Below are 23,869 nucleotides of genomic sequence, written 5' to 3' on the forward strand. Positions count from 1 at the left end.
ACAGGCATGATCGCATTCAAGAGAGGACTAATTGTAAGCTGTTGCTTGATGTTAAACATAGCCGGCTATTCCCAAAACAAACACAGCAAAATAGGTAAACAAGCTGCGCAAGAGTATGTACAGGCTGCTTTAAATAATCCAACTCTAGAGATTGCATTAGCTGGAAAGCTGCTTATAAAGGACAGCACATTAGCAATACACATAGCAGAACCAATTTTATTCAGCGTTTATGGACAAAAGAATATTGTAACACAACGCCCCTATGAAATGTGTCTTTTTGATAAGTACTGGGTACTTCGCGGTACTCTGCCCAAAGAGAGTGACGGCGGAGTGTTTCTGATCATTATAGATGCTAGAAACGGCAAAGTGATTCAGCTTACACACGGTAAATAGCTAACGTCAATATTCCTTTTCATTAAGATTGCAGCCATGAAAAACCTGCTGCGCTCCGACCTAACCTTCCGTATGAACGGCCGCTTATGGGTCGAGAGCAGCGAAGAACGCTTTATGGGAATCGGACGGCTCGAACTGCTGGAAAAGATTGAAGCGACGGGCTCCATTTCCAAAGCCGCCCAAGCTATGAACATGTCGTATAAGCGGGCCTGGGATTTGGTGAGTTCCATGAACACGCAAGCCAACAAACCGCTGGTAATCACGCAGACTGGTGGCAAAAGCGGTGGCGGCGCGCTAGTAACCGAAGAAGGGAAGCAGGCTATTCAAGCGTTTCAGGCGATGCAGGAGCGGTTTCGGCAGTTTATGGAAGCGGAAACCCAACGCCTCAATGGCTAGTAGGTAAAATACAGATTGTCTGAGGGTTATAATAGAAGCGCAATAGCATGTACGAGCAGCTCGAAACGTATTTTCAACAGAAACTGTCGCTCACGGAGGCGCAGTTTGCGGAAATCACAGCCTTACTAACGCCCAAATCGGTGCGTAAAGGCGAGTTGGTCGTGCGGCAGGGCGAAGTAGGCCGCTATGGCGCGTTTGTGGCAAAAGGTTGCCTGCGGAGCTACGTTATCGACAAGAAGGAAAAGGAGCACATTTTGCAGTTTGCGCCCGAAAATTGGTGGATTGCCGATCAAAACAGCATCACGCACAACGAGCCCGCCATGTTTTACATCGACGCGGTAGAGGACTCGGAGGTGTTTCTATTTGGCTCAGCGTTCTTTCAGAAATTGCAGGCCATCGGCCCGGAATTTCAGTCGCTTTTCTATACGCTGCTGCAAAACAGCGTGCGCTCTATGCAAAAGCGGCTCATCAGCACGCTCAGCGCCACGGCCGAAGAGCGCTATCTGGAATTTATCCATACCTATCCAACGCTGGCCCTGCGCCTGCCGCAACGCATGATCGCCGCGTATCTGGGCGTAACGCCAGAATCTCTGAGCCGGATTCGTAAAGAACTAAGTATTCATAAGTAATTGATTTAAAGGTACTTATGAATATTTGGCTCTAAGGTTTTACCCTACTGTTGGTGTGAAGTTTACGAGCTCAAAGCCTGCTTTTCGTAGCGCTTTATCGATGTCGTCGGTAACGGGTTTGGCGCTGTGGCCGGCGGCAACTTCTACTTGGTTGCCTTCCACACGGTCTACCAATAGGCCCAGGCCGGTAAGCACTTCCCGAACCCGCACGATAGCCGCGTCGTCGTGCAAGCTGTTGATTTCCAATACATAACGGACAAGCTGGGTCAGGTCGGAAGGAGAGGAGTTAGACTGATCCATAACTATTGGGGTAGGGTAGAAGTGGGACTTTGGAAAGTGTACGGCAAAACGCCACTCGGGTCTGCATAGGGCGTCTGCGGAAGGGCCCTTAGCCAGTGACCCCGTGAGGTAGAAGATACGCATTTCTTATCCTACATCAAGGCGCTGGGTTTGGCGGAGCGGTAAATTTGTGTTGTAGCTGTGTGGAGAAATAGAGTCACAAAAAGCGCTCATGAACCGTAGCCATTTTTTGAAAGCATTGGCTTTGTTACCGCTTGCTTCGACTATGAAACTGAATGAATTAACTACTGCGGCATCCTCTTTCAAGAAGAGTGAGAAAATGCCGGTCCTGTTCGTAGGGCACGGCTCGCCCATGAATGCGTTGGAAGATAACCCGTTCACCCAGAAGCTAAACCGCATCGGCACCGACATCCGGCAGCGGCAGACGCCTACGGCTATCCTGGTGGTTTCGGCACACTTCCTGACCAAAGGCACGTATGTTACCGCCAGCCCAAAACCGGAAACTATTCACGATTTCGGCGGCTTTCCGGAGGCGCTGTTCCGCGAGCAATACCCCGCGCCGGGCTCGCCCGAATACGCTCGGGAAATCATGAAGATGGTGCCCGAAGTGCAGGACACCGAAGAATGGGGCCTCGACCACGGCGCCTGGACCATCCTGAAGCACATGTTTCCGGAGGCCGACATTCCGGTGTTTGAATTGAGCCTCGACTACGGCCGCAGCCCGCAATACCACTTCGATCTGGCCCAGCGCCTGCAATTTTTGCGCGAGCGCGGCGTGCTCATCATCGGCAGCGGCAACATCGTGCACAACCTGCGCCAAAGTATGCCCAAACTGATGGCCCAGGACGCGACGCCCTACGACTGGGCCGTGGAATTTGACGAGTGGGTGAAAACCAAAATCAACCAGCGTGACTTCCAAAGCCTGATTGATTTTCACAAAGCCGGCACCATGGGTGCCCTCTCCGTGCCGACCGTAGATCATTATCTGCCAGTGCTTTATACCTTGGGCTTGGCTGACAAAAACGAAAACATCACGCAAGCCTACGAAGAAGTATACTACGGCGGCCTGAGCATGCGTACGTTTATTGCTGGGTAACTAATTGATAGTAAAATACTTGCAAAAAGCGCCTGGCAGAAGCTAGGCGCTTTTTTGTGCACTATTTATCCTGCCTGCGACAAAGGACTTCCCACTAATCGTCTGTAGATTGCCGGCTCACGTGCGTTCGAAAGGATTATGAGCCATAACTGCTTCAAAAACAGCTTTTTACTGTTTGCTCTGGGAGCTTCCGCCTTATCGGTGCAGGCACAAGAGCTTGCTTCTAAATCAAAGCCCGGAAAACCAACTACTTACCAGCTCAAACCAACACCCCAAACGGTAGCTTGGGGCTTTTACGATGCCAGTGCTAAGCCTGTGCTGCGCATCAAATCGGGCGATGCCGTGGACGTGCAAACGCTGATCACGTCGAGTCCGACGCGGCTGGAAGGCGCTGGCGTGGCGCCTAACCAAGTAGAGCAGTCGTTGCGAGACATCTACAAGGATGTCACCAACAAAGGGCCTGGCGGTCACATTCTTACGGGCCCCATTTACATCGAAGGTGCCGAACCGGGTGATGTGCTTGAGGTAAGAATCAAGAAGGTGAAGCTGGGCATTCCGTATGCTTACAACGGTTTCGGGCCTACCAGCGGCTTCATCCCCGAGGATTTTGGCTACGCCAAAATGAAGATCATTCCGCTCGACGAGAAGCACATGGTGGCCCATTTTGCGCCCGGCATCGACATTCCGCTGCACCCGTTTTTCGGGAGCATGGGCGTGGCCCCACCGCCGGCCGCGGGCCGCATCAACAGCGCGCCTCCCGGTATTCACGCCGGCAACCTCGACAACAAAGAGTTGGTTGCCGGCACTACGCTTTATATTCCGGTGCACGTGCCGGGAGCTTTGTTTGAGGTCGGCGACGGCCATGCCGGTCAGGGCAACGGCGAGGTAGACATCACCGCCTTAGAGACTTCCCTTCAGGGCACGCTGGAATTTATCGTGCGCAAAGACATGCACCTGACCTGGCCCCGCGCCGAAACGCCGACCGCCTACATCACCATGGGCATGGACGAAGACTTCACGAAAGCCAGCAAAATTGCGGTGCGCGAAATGGTTGATTTTCTGGTAGAGGAAAAAGGCCTAAGCCGCGACGACGCCTACATGCTGTCGAGTGTCGCCGCCGATCTGGAAGCGACGCAGGTAGTTGATGGCACGCGCGGTGCCCACATGATGATCCGCAAGAGTATTTTCGGCAAAAAGTAAGGCGACGGGCAAACCTGGCGTTCGTCCTACCTTTGCCAGATCTTTTACCGTGGCTATCGCCACCTGTTCTCCGTTTTACATGTTGAAGAAGTGTTTCGCCCTCCTCTGCCTAAGTCTTTTGCCGTTCAGCCTCCTGGCATGGGGCGTAGTAGGGCACCGGGCCGTCGGGAAAATTGCTGAAAACCACCTGAATAAAAATGCGAAGCGTCGGATCGCGCAACTGCTTGGGAGCGAGCGTATTCCGATGGTGGCGACCTGGGCCGACGAAGCACGATATTCCAACGAATACTCCTACACGGCCCCTTGGCATTTTATCAACACCCCGCTCGGGCTGCCTTCCGATCAATACATCAGCCTAGTAAATAAGATGGCGGAGCCCAATGCGTATATGGCCCTTAATCAGAATATTAAGGATCTGAAAGATCCGGCCAAATCACAGGCGGAAAAGGTCATTGCGCTGAAATTCGTTATTCACCTTGTGGGCGACATTCACCAGCCCATGCACGTAAGCCGCGCCGAAGACCAGGGCGGCAACAAGATATCCGTCAAATACCAAGGCAAAGACACCAACCTGCACAGCCTGTGGGACAGCGGACTGGTTGAGTACGAGGGGTTTACCTATTCAGAACTGGCTGCGGCACTCGACCACGCCAGCAGCGCCCAGATTCGGCAGTGGCAAAAGGATGACATCTCGACCTGGTTGTTTGAGTCTTACCAGATCAGCCAGCGACTCTACCAAGAAACCGAGCAAAACCCTACCTTCGACTACCGCTACAACGCGGCTCATCTGCCCACTGTTGAACAGCGAATCGAGCAGGCGGGCATCCGGTTAGCCGGTGTGCTGAATAATATTTTCAGCTAGGTAATACATTGACTATTAAATAGTTGTAACGACAAAGCCGCTAGCTCAGCTAGCGGCTTTGTCGTTTTATGTGTTACGTCTGCTCTTTGGCGGCAAAAGCGGCCCGCGCCTGTGCGATTTGCGGGGCGTGTTCGTTGGCCCAGTTGCCAAATTCAATCATCGCCTCTAGCAAGCTTATCCCCAGGTTGGTAAGGCGGTATTCTACGCGGGGCGGCACCTCGGCGTACACTTTGCGAGCCACCAGTCCATCGCTTTCCAGCGAACGGAGCGTAACGGTGAGCATGCGCTGCGAAATGCCATCGATGCGTTTACGCAACTCATTGAAACGCAGGCTCTCGACCGAGCCAAGGTGCAGAATGGAAAGCATCGACCATTTGTCGCCAATGCGGTCTAGAATATCGCGCACGGGACAGAGGCCGATGCCGTTTTCGGGTACGGTCAGAATTTTTTGAGCTGCCGCTCCAAGCGTAAATGCCTGATTATCAGCAATAGTTATCTCCATGTACCTTAGGAAGTAGAAAATGCCTTCTTGTGTAGCGCAAAGCGCGCCTTTACTTTTGAGTTACTAAAAGTAACTATTGACTTCTTAACACCCAAACCCATGCTAGCAATTACAGGCGCTACCGGTCATCTGGGCCGCGCCACCATCGAAGCCCTGCTGCCAAAAGTAGCTGCAAACCAAATTGTTGCGCTGGCGCGCGATCCCCAAAAAGCCACCGATCTCAGCGAGCGAGGTGTGCAGGTGCGAGTAGGCGATTACGATGATGTTGCCTCTTTGGTAGCAGCTTTTCAAGGCGTTGAAAAGGTGCTGCTTATTTCCGGCGATGATCTCGAAAAGCGTACGCAGCAGCACAAGAACGTGATCGATGCGGCCAAACAGGCAGGCGTGAAGCACGTTATTTATACCAGTGTGCTTAATCCTTCAAAGGATTCGCATTTCACGGCCTCGCCCAGCCATGTGGCCACCGAAGAGTATCTGCGCGGTTCGGGTTTGACGTACACGCTTTTCCGCAACACGCTGTACCTGGACTTTGTACCGATGTTTTTGGGGCAGGATGCAGTGCCTAGCGGCAAAATATATTCGGCGGCCGGCGACGGCAAAGTGACCTACGCTCTGCGGAACGAAATAGCGGAGGCGCTGGCTAACGTGCTGACATCCAACGGCCACGAAAACCAGACGTACGACATTGCTCCAGCGCCCGCTTATTCTATGCAAGAAATTGCGGCAACGCTCAGCGAAGTTGTTGGCAAACCCGTTGAGTATGTTTCGATTTCGAGCGCCGACATGGCTGCAGGTATGCGCCAGCACCAAGTGCCCGAACCCGTCGTGACGATGATGGTAGGCTTGTCGGAAGCGATGCGGGCAAATGAGTTTAACCACCCAAGCGATGCGTTTGAGAAGTTGCTCGGCCGTAAATCCACGGACGTGAAAACATTCCTGGCGAGCGTGTACGGCAAGTAAAGAACCTGCACGCTCAAGTAGGCTCCGTTGAGCGTAAACTGTTGTGGAGGCGTGAACATTTGGCCGAGAAGTCAGTTGCTTAGCCCCAACAACCAACCCGTACCTACTCGAATGAGCTATCCCAACGCCGTATCGCTTCAGGCCTCCGACAACACCCAACTAAATGCCTACACGGCTTTTCCGAGCACGCCCGGCACGTATCCCGGCATTATTCTGCTGCAAGAAGCCTTTGGCGTAAACGCCCACATTCGCAGCGTTGCCGACCGGCTGGCGCAGGAAGGTTTTGTGGTAATTGCGCCCGAGCTGTTTCACCGCACCGCCGCACCGGGCCTGGAAATTCCGTATTCCGATTTTGCCAGCGCTGCGCCTCATTTTCAGGGCATTACGCCGGAAGGGCTAACGGCCGATTTGCAGGCGTCGCTGGGTTGGCTACAGGCACAGGACAACGTAGTAGCCGACAAAATTGGCAGCATTGGGTTCTGCCTGGGTGGCCGGGTGTCGTTTTTGGCCAATGCAGTTTTGCCGTTGGCTGCCGCTGTATCGTACTACGGGGGCGGCACGCACACACTCACCGATCGGGCCCAAGATCTGCATGCGCCGCATCTGTTTTTCTGGGGCGGCCTCGACAAGCACATTTCGAAAGAGCAGATAGCCAGCGTTATACAAGCTCTGGACACTGCCGGAAAGCCTTACATCAACACTGTCATCTCTTACGCCGATCACGGTTTTCACTGCGATGCGCGCCCCAGCTACAACCCCGACGCGGCGAAAGAAGCCTGGGCGCTTACGTTGGCTTTCTTCAACGAAAAGCTGCGCTAAGATCTGGCCAAGGAGGTTTTGCCTTTGCTGAATAATAAAAACGCCCGGCGCCGACGCCGGGCGTTTTTTATGTTAAGCGTTTTGGGCAGAAAACAGGATTAAAGCGCTCACAGCAAAGCATTTCTGTGGCTCATTCGTCAGCAGAGTAGGAGGGCGTTGCTTGCGCTCCGTTTGCGTTTCCGCCGCACATTAATCCTTGAAACGATGAAACAACTAACGCTGCTTTTGCTCGGCAAGCGCCGGGAGTTTATGCAACAACTGCTTCCCCAGGTGCGCGAAGCAGGCTTTTACGCGCTGGGTTCTACCAGTCTGGCTACTGTACACGACGATTTTGACGCCCGCGACTTCGATGTTATCGGGCTAGGCGGGTGGTTTGGGCCTGAGGAACGCGCCCGAATGAAAGAAACCTTTCGGCGCCAAAACCCCCAAATTGTCGTGCTTGATTTGGTGGGGCCGGTGGCTTTGGAGCAATTGAAAAGTTTTGCCGCTGGTCGTGAGCTTACTGTGGCACAGCAGCTTATGGCCACTTTTGATGGTTCGCTTGAAGTGCGTTTCGCCCTTAGTGAAGCCAGTGCCGTGGAGCTGACGCTTTACTATTACGACGCGGCGCCGAGAGCCGAAACGCTGCTGCACGGCGTTGCTTCGGCTGGCGAAACAGTGCTGCGTATATCGCCGGAAAAGCTTGGTCAAGGGCCTAACTTTCTGGTGCTAAAGGCCGAAAATGGCGATATTCTAACGCATCGGATTGAGATTGATTTGATGATACAGGCTTAATATATTGAATATCAATGCGTTATGAAATATAGCAACTTGGAGAACCTTAAATTGGGCAGCCAGTAAGACCGTAGCTCGGCTTTAACATACTAAGCGCGGGAGAAGTATACGCAACACGTTTTTACTTCCTACCCTGGCGCTATGAAGAAGGCAATTCGGCAGTTTCCGCCCGCCTATTTTGCAATGGTCATGTCCACCGGGATCATCTCGCTGGCGGCGAAAGAGCTAGAAATGGAAGGCATAGCCGAAGCGTTCTTCTACCTCAACCTGCTGATTTATCCGCTGTTTCTGCTTCTGTTGGTGCTGCGCGCCTTCCTGGATTTCAAAGGGCTGTGGGCGGAGCTTACTTCGCATGCAAAGGGTGCCAATTTTCTGGCTTTGGTACCGGCTACGTGTCTGGTCGGAAGCCAGTTTGTGCAGTTGCGACACAACCAGGCTGTAGGTAATGCGCTGTGGGTGTTGGCGTTAGCAAGCTGGCTGGTATTGTCGTATTCGTTTCTGCTGGGCGTAAGCATCGGGGAGGAAAAGCCGGATTTGGAGAAAGGACTCACGGGCAGCTGGTTGTTGCTGGTGGTAGCTACTGAGTCGCTGGCGGTGCTGGGCGCAAAGCTCGTTTCCGGCTGGCCCGTCCCGCTGGAAGTAGGATTTGTTGGTACTGTTGGGGCTTTTTTGCTCGGCAGCCTGCTGTATGTTGTGCTCATCACGCTGCTGATCTACCGGCTTACTTTTGTGCGGTTGGGCGAAGAGGAGGTAGGCGCCGCCTACTGGATTAGCGTGGGGGCCAGCGCGATTACCGTGCTGGCCGGAACTACCTTGGTATCGGCCCTTGATAAAGCCCACGTCCTGAGCGACATAGTGCCGTTCGTAAAGGGCTGGAGCGTATTATTCTGGGTTGTCAGCAGCTGGTGGATTCCGCTGGTGGCGGGCCTGCGCCTGTGGAATCATCTGCGGACGCGGCCGGCATTTGCCTACAGCCCGCCTTACTGGAGCATGGTATTTCCGCTGGGTATGTACACCGCCGCTACGCTGCGCCTGGCCGAAGTCCTGCCCGTGCATCAGCTACAAAGCATTTCGGCGGGCTTTATTTACGTTGCGTTGCTGGCTTGGGTGCTGGCGTTTGGCGGCATGCTCTACCACTTTGCAACGGCCGCCATAACGCCACAACCAGCATGATCGAAAGAAACTGTTAAAAGGTCTTAATCGGCTACGATTAAGGTTTGGGGCGCGGCTTGTTTCATGCGGGTCATGAGCCAATCGAGCTGCCGTCTGGTTTCCTTCTTGCAGTGCGTACACAGCGCTTCCAATTCCTTATCGCGCAGACCCAGAGCGGCTTGTGAAATCAAGATCCAGCACAAATCGACTTCGTTGGCGAGCAGCCACAGATCGTGCAAATCGCGCAGCAGGCCCAAACTGCCGTTGCGGACTCCATCGAACAGGGCGTTGTGCAAACGGTCGGGCTCGGGGCTTTTGTCCTCCGAATACTTTGCGATAAACGGTTGCAGGCGCCCGTGGTGCTGCCGCGACCACGCCGACAGCAGCAGGCAGGTCTGCTCGACGTCGGACTCGTCTTGGTGGTGACGGGCCACTTTCTCCAGCGAGTCGGCCAGCAGCTTCTCGCTGGTGTCAATCAAGCCTAAGTAATTAGCTAAGTGCATGATAATGAGGCTGAATTACGCTTTTTTAATTCGGACGGCGGCGTACTTGAAATGCGGCTGTTTGCTGACGGGGTCCCACTCGGTAAGTGTCAGCTCGTTGGCCGCCCGCGGCCGATCGTCTTTGTCCCAGTAGCCGTAGTGAAACGGGAGAAAGACCAGCCCCGGCTCGATGTCGCCGATGCGGGCGGGCTCGCGCACCTTGCCGCGGCGCGATTGCACCTCCACCATATCGCCTTCGGCGATGCCGTAGCGGGCAGCGTCCTGCGCCGATAGCTGCACGTAGGCATCGGGCGCGGCATCCTGCAAGGCCTTGGCGCGGCCCGTTTTGGTGCGCGTGTGAAAGTGATATACCAGCCGGCCCGTCGTGAGCCACAATGGGTAGTCCTTATCTGGTTCTTCGTGCGGGGGCTGATAATCAACGCCTTTGAGAAAAGCTTTGCCCTTCGGATCGATCAATTTGTAGTCATCCTGGGTGCGGGCAGCGCCCGTTTCCAGGTCGTAGCCGTAGTCTTCGCAATAGTCGACATCGGTGCAGAAGACGGCGTCGGTGTAGAGGTGTTTGGCTCCGTCGGGGTATTGGTCGTTGCAGGGCCACTGAATGCCCGAGCCGCCGGTGAGCTTGGCGTAACTCAGGCCGGTATAGTCGCACGGACGGCCGCGGGTGCATTCGCGCCAGGCGTTGAAGGCATCTTCCGGCGACTGCCAAGTGCTACTCAATAGCGGCTTGCCTTCTTTATCGCGGAAATCCATGCGGCGGGAGTAATCCACGAAAATATCGAAGTCAGAGCGTGCTTCACCGGGCGGATCAATGGCTTTGTGGGAGAGGTGAACGGTGCGGTCGACGTTGGTAAAGCAACCCGTTTTTTCGCCCCAAATAGCGGCGGGTAGCACAACATCGGCATATTGGGTGGTTTCGGTCGAGAAGGCGTCCTGCACGATCACGAACAGATCTTTCTTCTTCAGAATTTTGCGGATGCGATCCAGATCCGGCATCGAAACAAGTGGGTTGGTGCCGCTGATCCAGAGCATTTTGATAGAGCCCGTTTCGCAATAACGCCAGATTTGCATAGCGTGCGTAGGCGGCGACCAGTGCGGAATCTTGTCGATGTCCACGTTCCACAAGTCGGCCAACTCCTGAACATGCTTTTGGTTGCCCCAGTTGCGAAACGCCGGCAAATCGCCGTCGGCGCCGCATTCGCGGGTGTTCTGGGCCGTAGGCTGGCCGTTCATCTGGTAGATACCGCACCCATCGCGCCCGATCAGGCCGCGCAGCAAGTGCAGGTTGTTGATCTGAACGGCTGCTGCCGTGGCCTGCATCGACTGATATACACCTTGTAAGGCACTGGATACCAAGGTATTGCAAGTACCTAGTATGCGAGCCGCTTCGCGCAGCTTATCGGCGGGCACGCCGCTAAGGCGCTCCACCCGATCAGGCGTCCACAGTTCGACGATCTTTTTCAGCTCCTCGAAGCCAACGGTGTGAGTATCAATGTATTCCTGGTTGATGTGGCCCGCCTGAATAATGAGATGCAGTAGCCCATTCATCACCGGGATGTTGGTGCCCACGCGGGGTGCCAAATGCACGGTGGCCTTCTCGGCGGTGTAGGTTCGGCGCGGATCAATCACGACCAACTTCGGCGGGTTGGGGCCAGCCAGCCGATCCAGAATGCGCATCCACAGCACGGTTTGCTGGGAAGCTGTGTTATGGCCGACGTGCAAAATGGCTTCCGTCGTGTCCAGGTCGGTGTAGGAGCCGGGCTGCCCGTCGGATCCAAACGAGGCTTTCAGAGCGGCGGCCGCGGTCGCGGTACACAGGCGCGTATTGCCGTCCATGTGGGGCGTGCCCAAACCCGCTTTCCCCAGCACTCCCAGCGCATAGTATTCTTCCAGAAACAGCTGCCCCGAGGTATAAAAGCCAATGGAGCTGCTGGTGTGTTGCTCCACCAACTCCTTGGATTTCTGCACGATCAACCCCATGGCTTCGTCCCAGGTAGCTTCTTCCAGCTGCCCGTTACGTCGAATGAGCGGTTTGGTCAGGCGGTCCTTGCTGTGGTTGGCAACCCAGGCGTGCAGGCCTTTAGGCCCCAGCCGCCCGTGGTTGATGCGGTCGGCGGCCCGGCCGCGCACGCCCACGATACGCCCGTCTTTTACCCCAATATCTATTCCGCAGCCATTGGAGCACAGCACGCATGCAGATTGTACCCACCGGTCGGGCGTTTCCTCAATATGCTCATCTACTCGCACGGGCCACTGGCCCTCATAGCCGGTGCGCTGGCCCCAAATGTCAGCAATACTGTCGCGGGTTTCTTCCATGTGGCAGGCTTGATTTTAATCCCATTTTAATGTGGATCACAAGCCGCTTTACGTGAGTGCAGGCAGGAAGATATAGCCGAGGTTAACTAATTGAATGTCAAGTTATTATAATATAATTATTTTTTAACGCTCTGATTGTAAGCTTATTATAAACAAACAAGGCCAAGCTGTTAAGCTTGGCCTTGTGATAAAAAGTGTGCGGGAAGTTATTTCAGCTTCTGCTGAATCAGCGCGATCACTTCGGCATTGCCACTTTCTTTGGCGGTAGCCAAAGCATCTTTGCCATCGTCGTCTTTGGCCTTTACATCGGCGCCGTTGGCGAGCAGCAGCTCTACAATGGATTTATTGCCTTTGCCGGCTGCCGTCATGAGCGCGGTTACCTGAAAAGCGTCTTTGGCATTGACCTGCGCTTTGTGCGCGATCAGGGTTTTCACCACTTCCAAGTTGTTGTTGGTGGCCGCTGTAATGAGGTAGCTGGTTTTGAAGCCGGGTACTACTTCGATCGCTGCGTTGGGGTCGGCACCGGCTTTGAGCAGCGTTTCGACTTGGGCAGCGTTGTTTTTCATGACGGCGGTGAAGAGCTCCTTGCTAGGCGTCTGAGCCATGGCCAAAGCTGCGCAGCTCAACAGGAAAACCGTCAGGAGGAGAATTTTTTTCATTGGGTACGCGTGATCATACTTGTATAATTCTGTAAAAGTATAAAAAGCACCAGATGCTTCCACCAGGCGCTTTCAAGAAAAATTAATAATTTGATAAGATCAGGACTATTACGCTGTCAGGACGGCATTGCGCTTCTTTTTACCTTTTTTGAGTCGGTTTAGCCACATGATTACGCCCGTTACCGGAAATGTGGTGCCTAAGAAACAGACAATCAGGGCAATGATTTTGGAAGGCGTACCAAAAATGGATCCTACGTGTATCGGGCGAAATGTCCGGCGCACGCGCTGGCCGAGGTTGCGGTCTTCGAAATCCAGTTTGCCCAGCACCTGCCCCGTGTACTGATCGAGGTAAAGTTCATCGCCGGCAGTTTCGTGGGCCGCGTTAGGGCGGAGCATGTTTACCCGGATGCTCTCGGCCGAATCTTTGGGCAGTTGAATGGCGAAAAACGCCGCGTCGCCGGCTTGCGAACGGGCCGCTGCGTAGGCGGCATCCAACCCGATGGCTTTGCCGCCGGTTGCCGCCTGCGATTTGGGAGGCTCCGGGTTTTTCATCTCCGAGCCCGTGACAGTATAAATGCCTTTGTTAAACCATTCGAAGGACCACGCTAGGCCGGTGAAGGCAAACACAAACAGAAACAACGCGCTGTAAAAACCCAGCACGAGGTGCAGGTCGTGGTTGAGCCGTTTCCAGCTGGCACCCCACTTGATGGTCAGGCGCTGCTTCACCACCTTGCGCGTAGCCGGCCACCACAGCACAACGCCTGTGCCGATGATAAACAGGAAAAACAGCGTACTCATGCCCACAATCAGCTTGCCCGCTGCGCCGCCCACCATGCCGCGGTGCAACGCCATCATTGTGAAAAAGAACGAGTCGCGGTAGTTGAGCTTGCCCACCACGGCACCTGTGTAAGGATTTATAAAGTATTGTGGTCCGCGCCCGCCTTCGCCGCCGCGTTGTTCGCCCTTCGCGCCGGGTTTGCCGCCTTTTTCTGGCTGTTGGGGGCGCTGGCCTTCCGGTTTGCGCTCGCCCATCGGCGCGCTCCCCGCCAAGCTCACTTCCACAGTCCGCAACGGATCGGCGTACACCTTCACGCCGGTCACTTTTGCTTGTGGAGTTTCCGCTTTTACGGCTTGCACCAACTGCGCTAAAGGCAAGCGCGGTTGGCTGCTGACCGATACAAAATAGCGCTCTGGGTGCCAGGCCTGCTCCAGCTCTTTTTCAAACACCAGCACGCCGCCCGTGAAGCAAACCAAGGCAATGACCAGCCCCGAAGCCAAACTGAGGTAGAGGTGAATGTTGCGAAAAAACGTCTTCATCATGGCAAGCGCAGCTTTTTTATCGACTCAACGGATCAAAACCCTTGAGTTGTAAGTAATTGATAATCATATAGTTGTATTACAGCTTGTAAGAAAGCGTAGCCGAGAAGTTACGCGGGGCGATGGGGTTCACGCTGTTGTCATCGTGGAGGTTGTAGCTGAGTTCGTCGAGGATGTTGGCCAGCTTCACGCGCAGCGACAGCCGCTCGTACGAATAGCCCACCGAGGCATCGAACAGCACGTAATCGGGAATGGCGATGAGCTTGAACGCATCGTTGAAGGACTTGCCGGTACTGGCATCCACGAGGCGCGTGTTGCGGCCGGCCAGCTTATCGCCGACGTAGTAGCCGGTTACGCCAGCGGTCAGGCCTTTCAGGAGGGTATTGTCGCTGAAGGTGTTACCGAAGTTATAGAACAGGCTTAGGTTGGCCGTATGAGCCGGGTTGTAGCGCAGGCGGCTGCCGTTTTCGTAGATGTTGCTCTTCGTGTACGCGGTGTGGTTGAAGCTGTAGCCGGCAATGAAAGACCAGCCTTGATAGGGCTTGCTCACGATGTCCACTTCCACGCCTTTGCTGGTTACTTCGCCGGCCAACTCCTGCGCCGTAGGGTAATTTCTGTTCCAGGCTGGGTTCGGCGTGTCGGTGCCGCTGATAAACTGCTGAATGGTCTGGGCCTGGTTGCTGTTCACGATGCGGTAAGCCGTCACGTTGGCCGACAGTGCTCCTTTAAACAAGTCATTTTTGACGCCGACTTCAAATTGGTCGATCAGAGAAGGAGCGAGGTTGGCGCCAGTCGCGTCGATGCCGGTATTGGGCGAGAACGAGTTAGAGTACGAGGCAAAAAGGGCGGTAGTCTTAATAGGTTGATACACAAGGCCCAAGCGCGGCGAAAAGGCGTTGTCGTAGCGGCGGTTTTCCTTCACGGTCGCCACGACTACACCCGAAGCATTGGGAGCGGCATAGGTGTACACGTCGCTGGGCGTTTCCTGGTAGCTCCAACGCACCCCGGCCAACAGCTTGATTTTCTCGCTGATGCTCAGCAAGTCCTGCACGTAGAAGCCTGCGCGGCGGGTGTTGCCGAGTGTGCGGGTGTTGCGCAACAAGGCTTCGTAGCTGCTCACGCGGCCAGCGGGTTGGCCCAGTACTTTGCTGCGGTCCAAGACGTTGATAGAGTCGTATGCCTGAGCTACATAAGCCAGCGTGTTCGTTTGGTATTGATCAGCATCGGCACCCAGCAGCAAAGTGTGGTTCAAAAAGCCGGTCCGAAATGAGCCCGTCAGGTCAAGTTGAGCCAAGTAATAATTCTCGGCTGTTTTGGTGCGTTGCAGGTTACGGCCCCAGTCGCCGTAGAGGCTGGATTTGGCGTGGGCCGGAACGTAGCCCGGAGTGCCCACTTTCCCGACCGCTGGCATGGTGCCGTTGTTGATGCTTGTGGGCCGCGAAGCGCTGCGCAACTCGTTTTCATAACGCTGAAAACCGGCAACGGCGCGTATTTGCCAGGCATCGTTTAGGTGACTGGTCAGGGTGGCCGTAGTGCTGGTCTGCTGAGTGGCGTTCTGGGCGCCGGGTGCGTTCAGAAAGCGGCTGCGCGCCTCCAGGATCTGGTAATCAATGGCCCCGACGCCGAAGTCGGGCGTGCGGTTGTCGCGCAGGTAGTCGCCTTCCAGCACCAAATTGGTTTTGTCGGTCAGCTTAAGGAGCAGCGACGGATTGACGTACACCCGATTCGATTTTACCTGATTGCGGTAGCTGTCGCTGCGCTCGTAAGTGCCGTTGAGGCGATACGCTACTTTTTCGCTCTGGCCCACTGCTCCGTATACGTCGAACATGGGCTTTACAAACCCAAAGCTCCCGGCGCGCAACGCCACCGACCCGCCCTGCTCGAAGCGCGGTTTTTTGGTCACGAGGTTGAGCACGCCGCCCGCGGCCACGTTGCCGTACAAAATAGCCGCGCTGCCTTTCAGTACTTCCAGGCTTTCGAGCGAGCTGGCTTCGGGCATGATGCCGTTGTTGAAGCGCACGCCGTTTTTGAAGGTGTTGTTGCTGCCGTACGCAAAGCCACGGCTGCCTAATTCTTCCTGCGTGCCGCCGGTGGTGCTGGTCACGTAAATGCCACTGACATTGGTGATTGCGTCGCTTAGGTGCAGAACCTGCTGCTGCTCCAGTGTCTCTTGGCTGATGGAAACCACGCTCTGGGGCAAATCCAGGGGGCGAACGGGCATTTTGCCGATCAGCGTAGGCTTTTGGTTGATGGTGCGCGTGGCGGTCACTTTCACTTCGGCCAACTGCTGCGCACTCTGTGGCAGCGTTACGGTGGGCAGCGTCAGGGTCTGGCGCGACTGGATCTCAACGGTAAATTCCTGTGGAGCTACGCCCAAGTAGCTGATTACCAAGGTGCTTTTGCCAGCAGGTACTTGCAGGGTGAAATGGCCCGCGGCGTCGGTATTGGTACCGATTGTCGAGCCTTTTACCATCACCCCAACTTGTTCGGCGGGCTGCCCTTCGGCCGTTACAATCTGCCCTGTTACGGTTCCCTTCTGCAACTCACCTGGCCCAAATGCGGAGGTTAGCATCAATACCATAAGCAAGGCCGGGAGCAGTACAAGAGAGCGCATCGTTATTTAGACTGATTAAAAACAATGCAAACTTAAGGGCTTATTTAGATTTAATACAAATAATATTGAGCTTAATCACAGGATTTTGAATAAATATTTGATAATGAGAACTTTGTGATAAAAGAGGGTCTGGTAAAGGCATAAAAAAAGAGCCAGGCCTTTTAAGCCTGGCTCTTTCCAATGCAACACAATAGTTTGTCTTAATGCTGACTAACAGCCAGTTGCGCAGTTGTTGGTCTCAGTTCAAAGGCCTGAGCCAGGAGCTCATAAGAGCGTAGCCGGTCGGCAAAGTCGTAGGTGATGGTGACGGCTACTACTTCGTCCACGCCGTATTGGGCGGCCAGCTGCGTTAGTTTAGCCTTCACTTGCTCCGGCGTGCCGCTCACCATGCGTTGCCGGTGGTAAATGAGGCGGTCGTGCTCGGCCGGGGAAAGCCCGAAGTTGGTAAGCGCAGCGTAGGGCGGAATGTTGATGCGTTCGCCGCGTTCGAGGCGTAACATCTGCATGGCCATCGTGTCTTCAAGCTGACGCGCTTTGTCTTCCGTATCGGCGCAAAGCACGAAAATGGCTACGTTGGCCTGCGGGGCCGAAAGTAGGGCCGAGGGTTTGAAGCGCTCTTTGTACAGGCGCATCATGTTGGGGCCACCGATCGGGTTGATGAAGTGCGCAAAGGAAAACGCCATGCCCAGGTACGCCGCAAACAGGCCACTTTGGCCGCTGGAACTCAACATCCACAACTCGGGCACGGTGGGCGCTTGCGGGGCGGCTTTTATCTTTTCCTGAATGGTATCGGGCTCGGCGGTGTCGGTAAGGAAGCGGCTCAGATCCAGGAGTTGCTCCACGAAATCGTGCTCGTTGAAGGTATTGCCCGGGTTGAGCGCCGTGGCCGTGAGGCGGTCGGCGCCGGGCGCGCGGCCAATGCCCAAGTCGATGCGGCCGGGGTACAGCGTTTCCAGCATCCGGAAGTTTTCGGCCACCTTCAGGGCGCTGTAGTGGGGCAGCATTACGCCCCCGGAACCCAAGCGAATGTGCTGGGTTTCAACGCCTAAGCGGGCCAGCAACACTTCCGGAGTTGAGCCGGCTAAGGAGGAAGTATTGTGATGCTCCGAAACCCAGAACCGCGTATAGCCAAGCTGTTCCGTAAAACGAGCCAGCTGAATCGTTTCCTGGATTGCCTGCTGTGCTGTGCCACCCTGGCGGATAGGCGACTGATCGAGCACGCTGAGGCGGAGTGAAGACGGGGAAGGCATAGCTTAAGTATTAAATCTAGTGTATAACCGCAGGCATGAGCCACGGTTCGACCCGAAGTAAATGCCAACAACAAAAGAATGTGTGAATATGAAGCGGACGAAGCGATAATCTCCGGATGCAACCCTATTGTGTTCGCGTGGCTCCTGATTGTGCTAGGGCCGCAATATCTGCCGTGAGGCTTTGGTTATGCTTTTCCAAGCAGGCAAAATTCTAAAAGAGTCGTTTCAACTACTTTGAATCTCATGCAGAACCTTCGTTTCCTCCTTGTTGTGCCCGTTGTTGTATTTACCTGGCTGGCCACGGCCGCCATGAGCCCAACACCCGTAAAGTCGCTCAAAGCCAAACTAAACGTGCTTACTTCGGGCCGGAGAGCGGCTCAAAGCAAAATTGGCCGCATTACGTGGCAAGGCAATAAAGCGATCTCAACCGAGCGCCTCAACCAAGTGTTAGGTGTGAAAACCGGCGATGCATACGATTCTGTGGCCTTACACAAGCGCCTGCAATACGATCCCAAAGGCGATATTACTTCGCTTTATATGGACCAAGGGTACCTGTTCTTCTCGCTGAATCCGCAAGTTCTGCATCGTCCAGACGGCAGTGTTGACTTGACGTTTGTAATTTCGGAAGGGCGGCAAGCCGAAATAGGCAACATCACCGTGAGAGGCAACCACAAAGTGTCGACGGAAGAAATATTAAAGATCATTCCAACGCACTCCGGCGAGCTATTTAGCCGGTCCAAATTGATGCAGGCTCAACGGAATATTGCTCAGATGGGCCCATTCGAGCGTACGAGGGTCGGTATAAACCCCAAACCAATTATGCGAGCCGATAAGCCGACAGACCAAGTTGACCTGGAATTTGTGCTTGTAGAAAAGAACAAACTTTAGGGTTAGGAGCGGGTTCCCGGCTTTAATTCTACCAAAGCAGGGTGCCGAACCATGTGGCTTTTGCGCAGCGGCAATTCTGGCACGAACAGCGTAGCAATCCAGCCAGCGGCCACTAAGAAGATGGTACAGAAGTAGATACGGGAAATCGCATGCGAAAAGGCGGCCCGCACTTCCGGCGAGTTGGTGGTCGAGGAAGGCGGCACGGTCGGGCCTTCGCTGATGGCGCTCCGCACTTCACTATGAGCGGTTGGGCTGGCTGTGGGACTTGAGATCTCCGATGGGGGCAACACCTGCGCCAAGCTGGCCGTGAGCACGGTGCCCAGCACCGCGGCCGAAATGGCGCCGCCAATCTGGCGAAAAAATTGACTGGCGGAGGTTGCCTGACCCAGAAACTGCGGCTCGATGGAGTTTTGAATGGCCAGCGTGTACAGCGGCATGATCGGCCCCAACCCAATGCCGCATAGCCCCAGATACAGCAATACCTGGTGGTAGGAAACGTCGAGGGGCATGGTGGCCAGAAAACTCAGGCTCGCCATCACAACCAAGCCCCCACCCAGCATCCAGTATTTGTAGTGCCCGAAGCGCGATACCATCTGGCCGGCTATCATGGAACCCAGCACGACGCCCAACGACAGCGGAATCAGGCTCACGCCCGCCCGGGTGGCCGACACGCCCACCACGTTGACCATAAACAGGGGCTCGAAAATGACGATGCCCAGAAAAGCGCCGCCCAGCAGAAACAAAGCCACGTTGGCCGAGCGAAAGACGCGGTTTTTGAACAGTCCGAAGTGCAGGACCGGGTTTTCGCACCCCAGCGAGCGAACCACAAACAGCGACAGGGCCACGAGCGACACCGCCAGAAAAGTGAGCGTAACCGGCGACAACCACCCATACACCGCTTTGTTGAGTTGCAGCGCGATCATGAGCGGCACCAAGCCCCCGATCAGGAGCAAAGCCGAGGGATAATCTAGGTGCTTGCGGCCGCCTCGCGGGCGCAAGGCCGGCATCTGGGTCAGGATGAACCACAGGGCCAGCGCGCCCAGCGGCAGGTTGACGTAAAAAACTAGCCGCCAGCCCGCCACCCCCGGAATCAGGTTGGTGCCGTGGTCGGTGAGCAGGCCGCCCATGAATGGCCCCAATACGGAGGAAGTGCCAAAAACGGCTCCCGTAAACCCTTGATATTTACCACGTTCCGAAGGCGGGAATAAGTCGGCGATGATGATAAAAGCCAGCGCAAACAAGCCCGCGCCGCCCACGCCCTGAATACCGCGAAAGATGATCAGTTGGCTCATGCCGTCGCCCAAGATGGGGAGCGTGCCAAACTCGCCGGCTAGTCCGCACAGCATCGAGCCCGTCAGAAAGATGCACACCGCTGTTACCTCGATGGTGCGCCGCGAGTAGGTATCGGCCAGCTTTCCGTAAATGGGCACCAACGTCGTGCTGGCCACCAGATACGCCGTGGCTACCCACGTAAAGCGATCCAGGCCGTGCAGGTCGGCCACGATGCGGGGCAGGGCCGTCGAGACGATGGTTTGGTCAAGAGAGCCCAGAAACATCGCCAGCAGAATACCGGCAAACGTGAGCATTTTATGACGATGGGTCAGCGAGCCGCGCATGGGTTGCAACAACAGGAGGGGAGTGAAGGTAGGTCGGCGGTGATAACAACTAAGATAGCGTAAGTAACGAACCCGAAGATTCTTAACGCGCAGCAATTCGCAGCGGTTGGCCCCGTATCTTCACCGGCTCAATTTTGCCGGCATGACCCTGACGCTTACCCTCCTGTGCTTGTTTGCCTTTTTGGCTGGTTTTATAGATGCTGTAGTAGGGGGCGGAGGCCTGATACAGCTGCCAGCTATGTTATTGTTGCTCAAGGGGGTACCCGTGCCAACTATTCTGGGTACGGGCAAAGTTTCGTCGTTGGCGGGCACTTCCGCAGCATTGCAGCGTTACGCCGGCAAAGTGCCGATGCGCTGGCGGGCCGTGGGCGCAGCGGCCGTTACGGCGGGGATGTTTTCTTTTGCCGGATCGCGGGTCGTGAGCCTGTTGCCTGCGGCACTGCTGCGGCCGTTGGTGCTGGGGCTGCTGGTCGTGATTGCGATTTATACTTTTTGGCGCAAAGATTTTGGTGCCATTCACGCCCCGCGGTTACCTGAAAATAAAGAGCCGCTCTACGGCATTCTCATAGGCGCTCTGCTCGGGTTCTACGACGGGTTTTTTGGACCGGGCACGGGCAGCTTCCTGCTGTTTGCCTTTGTGGGCCTGTTTGGCTACGATTTCATCACCTCGTCTGCCTCGGCCAAACTCGTGAACGTGGCCACCAACGTGGCCAGCCTTGCTTACTTCGCCTTCACCGACCAGATTTTATACCGTGTGGCGCTGCCCATGGCCGTCTGCAACATCCTGGGCTCCATGTTGGGAGCCCGCATGGCGCTCCGGCGCGGGACGGGATTCATGCGGGTACTGTTTTTGGTGGTAGTCTGCGGAATTATCGTAAAACTGGGCTACGATACCTTTCAACAAACATAATTATCTGACTACCAATACGGTAATGCGGGTATGTGCTATATCGTATTGGTAATCAGATGGTTGTTTTTATTCGCCGCCTGGCAGGCCCGGTACCGGGTTGCCCTGCGCACCTGACGTCGACGGAACGCCCATTTTCTCTTCGCGCTTGCGTTGGTAGCGGTCGAATTGCTGAGGCGTCAGTACTTCCTTCAAGGCTGCCAGTCTGGACTGGCCGATGTCGTCAACTACCGAGGCCATTTTACGCACATCGGTACGGTATTGCAGGCGGGCCGTCTCGACACCGCGCACGCTATTGAGGTTGATGTTGCGCACTTTTTCGGTTTGCTGAGGCGTGAGCGCCAGCGCCTGCCGCATATTGTCGGTGAGGGCGTTGGCACGCTCATCGACTTTGGCTGCCGGCGGAGCAGGAACCGGCTGAGCCGCGGACGGGCTACCCACTTTTGGGGTGGCAGCGGCCGTAGGCTTCGGTTTGGGCTTGGTGGAAGCGGTCTGGGCCAGGCCCACGACAGAGGAGCTAAGTAACAGAGCGGTAGCGAGGATGGTCGTTTTCATTTCTAAATACCAGAAGTCAACTAGGTGCAAATCGGGTGCAAGACCTGAGGAAAATAGCCTTGCGCGCCCAAAGCTGCCCTTAGCAGCTTGTAAATATGATGCCAATTTGGAGAAGCTGCTGCTAGTAACGTTCGGATGCGCCTGTTTCATTCAGCGAAAAGCCAAAAATTATGCGGGGCCCGAAGTGTAACCTTTCGGCTTAACTTCCTTACAACTAGTATGAAGCGAAAATCCCGAAAAAACTGGCTCGTTGCCGCCGGCGTAGGTGCTCTTGTTGCGGCGGCTACCGTTTGGAGCAACCGCCGTGGCTCTTATGACTTGGAAGGCAAAGTAATTCTGATTACCGGCGGCTCACGCGGGCTGGGACTGCTACTGGCCCGGCAAGCGGTGTCGGAAGGTGCCAAGGTGGCCATCTGTGCCCGCGATGCCGAAGAACTGGAGCGGGCTCGGGAGGAACTCAGCGCCGGCGGCGCCGAAGTGATGACCCTGCAACGCGACATGACCAACGCCGAGGAAGTACGCACGCTCGTAGCCGAAGTGCAGGCAAAGCTTGGCCCCATCGATGTGCTGGTCAACAACGCGGGCATTATCACAGCCGGCCCCATCGACAACGTGGATCTGCGTGATTACCAGGAGTCTATGGATACGCACTTCTGGGCGCCGCTGCACACCATGCACGCCGTGTTGCCCTCGATGCGGAAGCGGGGCGAAGGGCGCATCATCAACATTGCCTCAGTAGGCGGCAAGGTAGCCGTGCCGCATTTGGCCGCTTACAGCGCCAGCAAATTTGCGTTGGTGGGCCTGTCGGAAGCCTTCCGGTCGGAGCTGATCCAGCAGGGCATTTTGGTAACCACCGTTTGTCCGGGCCTGATGCGCACGGGCAGTGCCCGCCACGCCATCGTGAAAGGGCAGCATAAAAAAGAGTACGCGTGGTTTACCATCGCCGACTCGCTGCCCGTGCTTTCGATGAATGCCGAAAGCGCCACCCGCCAAATCTGGAATGCCTGCCGGCGGGGCGAAGCCGAAGTCATTCTGAGCTTGCCGGCCAAATTGCTGGCGGGTTTTCACGGCTTGTTTCCGGGCACTACCGCCGACGTGTTGGGCTGGGTAAACCGCGTGTTGCCCGAGCCCGACGAGTATGGCTACGAACGCCGCCACGGCTACGAAAGCGAATCTGATCTGACAAAATCCTGGGTGACCATTCCCAATCGCCGCGCCGAACGCCGCAACAACGAGCTAACCAGCGATCGATAGCAAATATCTGATAATCAGGTATTTGTAAAATAAACGCGCCCGACTAAATAGCCGGGCGCGTGTTGTTGCAGAAGTGTGCGAGTATTAACGCATAAACACCGAAGTGATGGTTGAGGCTTGGCCTTCTGCGGCAGCGTTCGTCTGGGTCAGGCGAAGCACGGTAGGCGTCAGCTCGGCCACACCAAAGCGGCGGACAGAGCCCTTCAACGTAACGGTCAGCGAATCGCCGGTTGCGTTGAGCTTCCAAGTGCCCGGAAGCTGCTGCGGATCAGCGGGAGTAGCTTTCAGCGTGCCTTCGTCCAACAGGTAAGAGCCGTCGGCATTGTATTGGATTTGGTTGTCGCGCAACCAAGGTTTTACCAAGAAAAATAGGTCGGTAGTAACGACGCCTTTACCAGCTTCTGCGGCTGAGGCGGCCGTCATGGCCGTAAGGCGCCAGCTGCCTGAGGCCAAGGTGTTCGATTTGGTTTGCACAGCATTCGCCGTAGCGGATTGCTGTCCGGGATCTTTTAGCTCAACAGTTTCTTTCTCACAAGCGGCCAACGAAAAGAGAGCCGCCAAGCTCAGGAAAAGGGGCAATTTCTTCATGAAAGAATAAAATGGTGAAGGAAGTTCACGCAACACTGCGCAGTAAACCTATTGCATAGGCAAACTTAATTATGTCCAACAACTCTGTCCCTCCGAATTCCCGCCTTCGAAGCATTCTACTGCTGCAAATGTAGCATAAAAAGTCTAAACTCTTAGAAAAATACTATTATTTAAACACTTTGTTTGGATAGTTATATTTTTGTCCAAAAGCTAAAATATTTGAAATGTTATATATCTGGCAAAAGCCGACCTTGGGGCTTAAAGTAGAATTAGTTGACCATAGTTTGGCATGATCACTTGTTAAACGTTACCTGTCAAAACC

The 23,869-nt window shown here is 55.1% G+C and carries 24 protein-coding genes; 13 read left to right on the forward strand and 11 right to left on the reverse strand.

What is annotated here, in order from left to right; all coding sequences use genetic code 11:
* The first annotated feature begins 48 nt into the window (after positions 1 to 48).
* The 3 genes from H9I52_RS07370 to H9I52_RS07380 are packed head-to-tail and all read left to right on the forward strand — an operon-like array spanning position 49 to position 1,418.
* A complete protein-coding gene (locus H9I52_RS07370; protein ID WP_187453337.1) occupies positions 49 to 393 on the forward strand; it encodes an NTF2 fold immunity protein in 345 nt (114 codons plus the stop codon).
* Positions 394 to 429: 36 nt separating this feature from the next.
* On the forward strand, positions 430 to 789 hold the full coding sequence (locus tag H9I52_RS07375) for a winged helix-turn-helix domain-containing protein (protein ID WP_187453338.1): 360 nt from the start codon (positions 430 to 432) through the stop codon (positions 787 to 789).
* Positions 790 to 836: 47 nt separating this feature from the next.
* Positions 837 to 1,418 carry a Crp/Fnr family transcriptional regulator gene (locus tag H9I52_RS07380; protein ID WP_187453339.1) on the forward strand — a complete coding sequence of 194 codons (582 nt, stop codon included), beginning with the start codon at positions 837 to 839 and terminating at the stop codon, positions 1,416 to 1,418.
* A gap of 39 nt (positions 1,419 to 1,457) precedes the next feature.
* On the opposite strand, the gene H9I52_RS07385 is transcribed toward H9I52_RS07380, so the two are convergent.
* On the reverse strand, positions 1,458 to 1,718 hold the full coding sequence (locus H9I52_RS07385) for a hypothetical protein (RefSeq protein ID WP_187453340.1): 261 nt from the start codon (positions 1,716 to 1,718) through the stop codon (positions 1,458 to 1,460).
* Positions 1,719 to 1,983: 265 nt separating this feature from the next.
* Here H9I52_RS07385 and ygiD point away from each other — a divergent pair, with 265 nt between their 5' ends.
* From ygiD to H9I52_RS07400, 3 genes are all read left to right on the forward strand, one after another.
* Positions 1,984 to 2,814, forward strand: coding sequence for a 4,5-DOPA dioxygenase extradiol (gene ygiD, locus H9I52_RS07390; RefSeq protein WP_187453341.1), 831 nt, complete (start codon positions 1,984 to 1,986; stop codon positions 2,812 to 2,814).
* Positions 2,815 to 2,952: 138 nt separating this feature from the next.
* Positions 2,953 to 4,014 carry an acetamidase/formamidase family protein gene (locus H9I52_RS07395; protein ID WP_187453342.1) on the forward strand — a complete coding sequence of 354 codons (1,062 nt, stop codon included), beginning with the start codon at positions 2,953 to 2,955 and terminating at the stop codon, positions 4,012 to 4,014.
* A gap of 118 nt (positions 4,015 to 4,132) precedes the next feature.
* Positions 4,133 to 4,876, forward strand: a complete 744-nt coding sequence (locus tag H9I52_RS07400) for a S1/P1 nuclease (protein ID WP_187453343.1) — start codon at positions 4,133 to 4,135, stop codon at positions 4,874 to 4,876.
* Positions 4,877 to 4,949: 73 nt separating this feature from the next.
* Here H9I52_RS07400 and H9I52_RS07405 read toward each other — a convergent pair whose 3' ends face one another.
* On the reverse strand, positions 4,950 to 5,378 hold the full coding sequence (locus H9I52_RS07405; RefSeq protein WP_187453344.1) for a winged helix-turn-helix transcriptional regulator: 429 nt from the start codon (positions 5,376 to 5,378) through the stop codon (positions 4,950 to 4,952).
* Positions 5,379 to 5,477: 99 nt separating this feature from the next.
* On the opposite strand from H9I52_RS07405, the gene H9I52_RS07410 reads away from it, so the two are divergent.
* The 4 genes from H9I52_RS07410 to H9I52_RS07425 all read left to right on the forward strand — a co-directional run bounded on the left by H9I52_RS07410 (position 5,478) and on the right by H9I52_RS07425 (position 9,104).
* Positions 5,478 to 6,338: an SDR family oxidoreductase gene (locus H9I52_RS07410; RefSeq protein ID WP_187453345.1), complete on the forward strand. Its 861-nt coding sequence runs from the start codon at positions 5,478 to 5,480 to the stop codon at positions 6,336 to 6,338.
* Positions 6,339 to 6,449: 111 nt separating this feature from the next.
* Positions 6,450 to 7,157: a dienelactone hydrolase family protein gene (locus H9I52_RS07415; protein WP_187453346.1), complete on the forward strand. Its 708-nt coding sequence runs from the start codon at positions 6,450 to 6,452 to the stop codon at positions 7,155 to 7,157.
* A gap of 204 nt (positions 7,158 to 7,361) precedes the next feature.
* A complete protein-coding gene (locus H9I52_RS07420) occupies positions 7,362 to 7,931 on the forward strand; it encodes a hypothetical protein (protein WP_187453347.1) in 570 nt (189 codons plus the stop codon).
* 141 nt (positions 7,932 to 8,072) lie between these two features.
* Positions 8,073 to 9,104: a tellurite resistance/C4-dicarboxylate transporter family protein gene (locus H9I52_RS07425; protein WP_187453348.1), complete on the forward strand. Its 1,032-nt coding sequence runs from the start codon at positions 8,073 to 8,075 to the stop codon at positions 9,102 to 9,104.
* Positions 9,105 to 9,127: 23 nt separating this feature from the next.
* Here the strand turns inward: H9I52_RS07425 and H9I52_RS07430 are convergent, their stop codons facing one another.
* The 6 genes from H9I52_RS07430 to H9I52_RS07455 form a co-directional block, all read right to left on the reverse strand.
* Entirely contained in the window at positions 9,128 to 9,586 is a 459-nt protein-coding gene (locus H9I52_RS07430) for a molybdopterin oxidoreductase (RefSeq protein ID WP_187453349.1), read from the reverse strand.
* A 15-nt stretch (positions 9,587 to 9,601) separates the two neighbouring features.
* Positions 9,602 to 11,899, reverse strand: a complete 2,298-nt coding sequence (locus tag H9I52_RS07435; protein ID WP_187453350.1) for a molybdopterin oxidoreductase family protein — start codon at positions 11,897 to 11,899, stop codon at positions 9,602 to 9,604.
* 206 nt (positions 11,900 to 12,105) lie between these two features.
* The gene (locus tag H9I52_RS07440) at positions 12,106 to 12,558 is read right to left on the reverse strand and encodes an ankyrin repeat domain-containing protein (protein ID WP_187453351.1); all 453 of its coding nucleotides are present in this window, start codon (positions 12,556 to 12,558) and stop codon (positions 12,106 to 12,108) included.
* 108 nt (positions 12,559 to 12,666) lie between these two features.
* A complete protein-coding gene (locus H9I52_RS07445; RefSeq protein WP_187453352.1) occupies positions 12,667 to 13,878 on the reverse strand; it encodes a PepSY-associated TM helix domain-containing protein in 1,212 nt (403 codons plus the stop codon).
* 76 nt (positions 13,879 to 13,954) lie between these two features.
* A complete protein-coding gene (locus H9I52_RS07450; protein WP_222940430.1) occupies positions 13,955 to 16,489 on the reverse strand; it encodes a TonB-dependent siderophore receptor in 2,535 nt (844 codons plus the stop codon).
* A 200-nt stretch (positions 16,490 to 16,689) separates the two neighbouring features.
* Positions 16,690 to 17,739, reverse strand: a complete 1,050-nt coding sequence (locus H9I52_RS07455; protein WP_187453353.1) for an LLM class flavin-dependent oxidoreductase — start codon at positions 17,737 to 17,739, stop codon at positions 16,690 to 16,692.
* A 243-nt stretch (positions 17,740 to 17,982) separates the two neighbouring features.
* Between H9I52_RS07455 and H9I52_RS07460 the strand changes: the two genes are divergently transcribed.
* Entirely contained in the window at positions 17,983 to 18,627 is a 645-nt protein-coding gene (locus tag H9I52_RS07460; protein WP_187453354.1) for a POTRA domain-containing protein, read from the forward strand.
* A gap of 2 nt (positions 18,628 to 18,629) precedes the next feature.
* Here H9I52_RS07460 and H9I52_RS07465 read toward each other — a convergent pair whose 3' ends face one another.
* The gene (locus H9I52_RS07465; RefSeq protein WP_262385986.1) at positions 18,630 to 20,243 is read right to left on the reverse strand and encodes an MDR family MFS transporter; all 1,614 of its coding nucleotides are present in this window, start codon (positions 20,241 to 20,243) and stop codon (positions 18,630 to 18,632) included.
* Positions 20,244 to 20,385: 142 nt separating this feature from the next.
* On the opposite strand from H9I52_RS07465, the gene H9I52_RS07470 reads away from it, so the two are divergent.
* Entirely contained in the window at positions 20,386 to 21,153 is a 768-nt protein-coding gene (locus H9I52_RS07470) for a sulfite exporter TauE/SafE family protein (RefSeq protein WP_187453355.1), read from the forward strand.
* A gap of 66 nt (positions 21,154 to 21,219) precedes the next feature.
* On the opposite strand, the gene H9I52_RS07475 is transcribed toward H9I52_RS07470, so the two are convergent.
* On the reverse strand, positions 21,220 to 21,705 hold the full coding sequence (locus tag H9I52_RS07475; protein WP_187453356.1) for a hypothetical protein: 486 nt from the start codon (positions 21,703 to 21,705) through the stop codon (positions 21,220 to 21,222).
* 219 nt (positions 21,706 to 21,924) lie between these two features.
* Here H9I52_RS07475 and H9I52_RS07480 point away from each other — a divergent pair, with 219 nt between their 5' ends.
* Entirely contained in the window at positions 21,925 to 22,959 is a 1,035-nt protein-coding gene (locus H9I52_RS07480; RefSeq protein WP_187453357.1) for an SDR family NAD(P)-dependent oxidoreductase, read from the forward strand.
* Positions 22,960 to 23,043: 84 nt separating this feature from the next.
* Here H9I52_RS07480 and H9I52_RS07485 read toward each other — a convergent pair whose 3' ends face one another.
* Positions 23,044 to 23,547, reverse strand: a complete 504-nt coding sequence (locus H9I52_RS07485; RefSeq protein WP_187453358.1) for a DUF5004 domain-containing protein — start codon at positions 23,545 to 23,547, stop codon at positions 23,044 to 23,046.
* Between the last annotated feature and the right edge of the window lie 322 nt (positions 23,548 to 23,869).

It is taken from the genome of Hymenobacter sp. BT491, assembly GCF_014349165.1.
Classification (GTDB): Bacteria; Bacteroidota; Bacteroidia; order Cytophagales; family Hymenobacteraceae; genus Hymenobacter; species Hymenobacter jejuensis.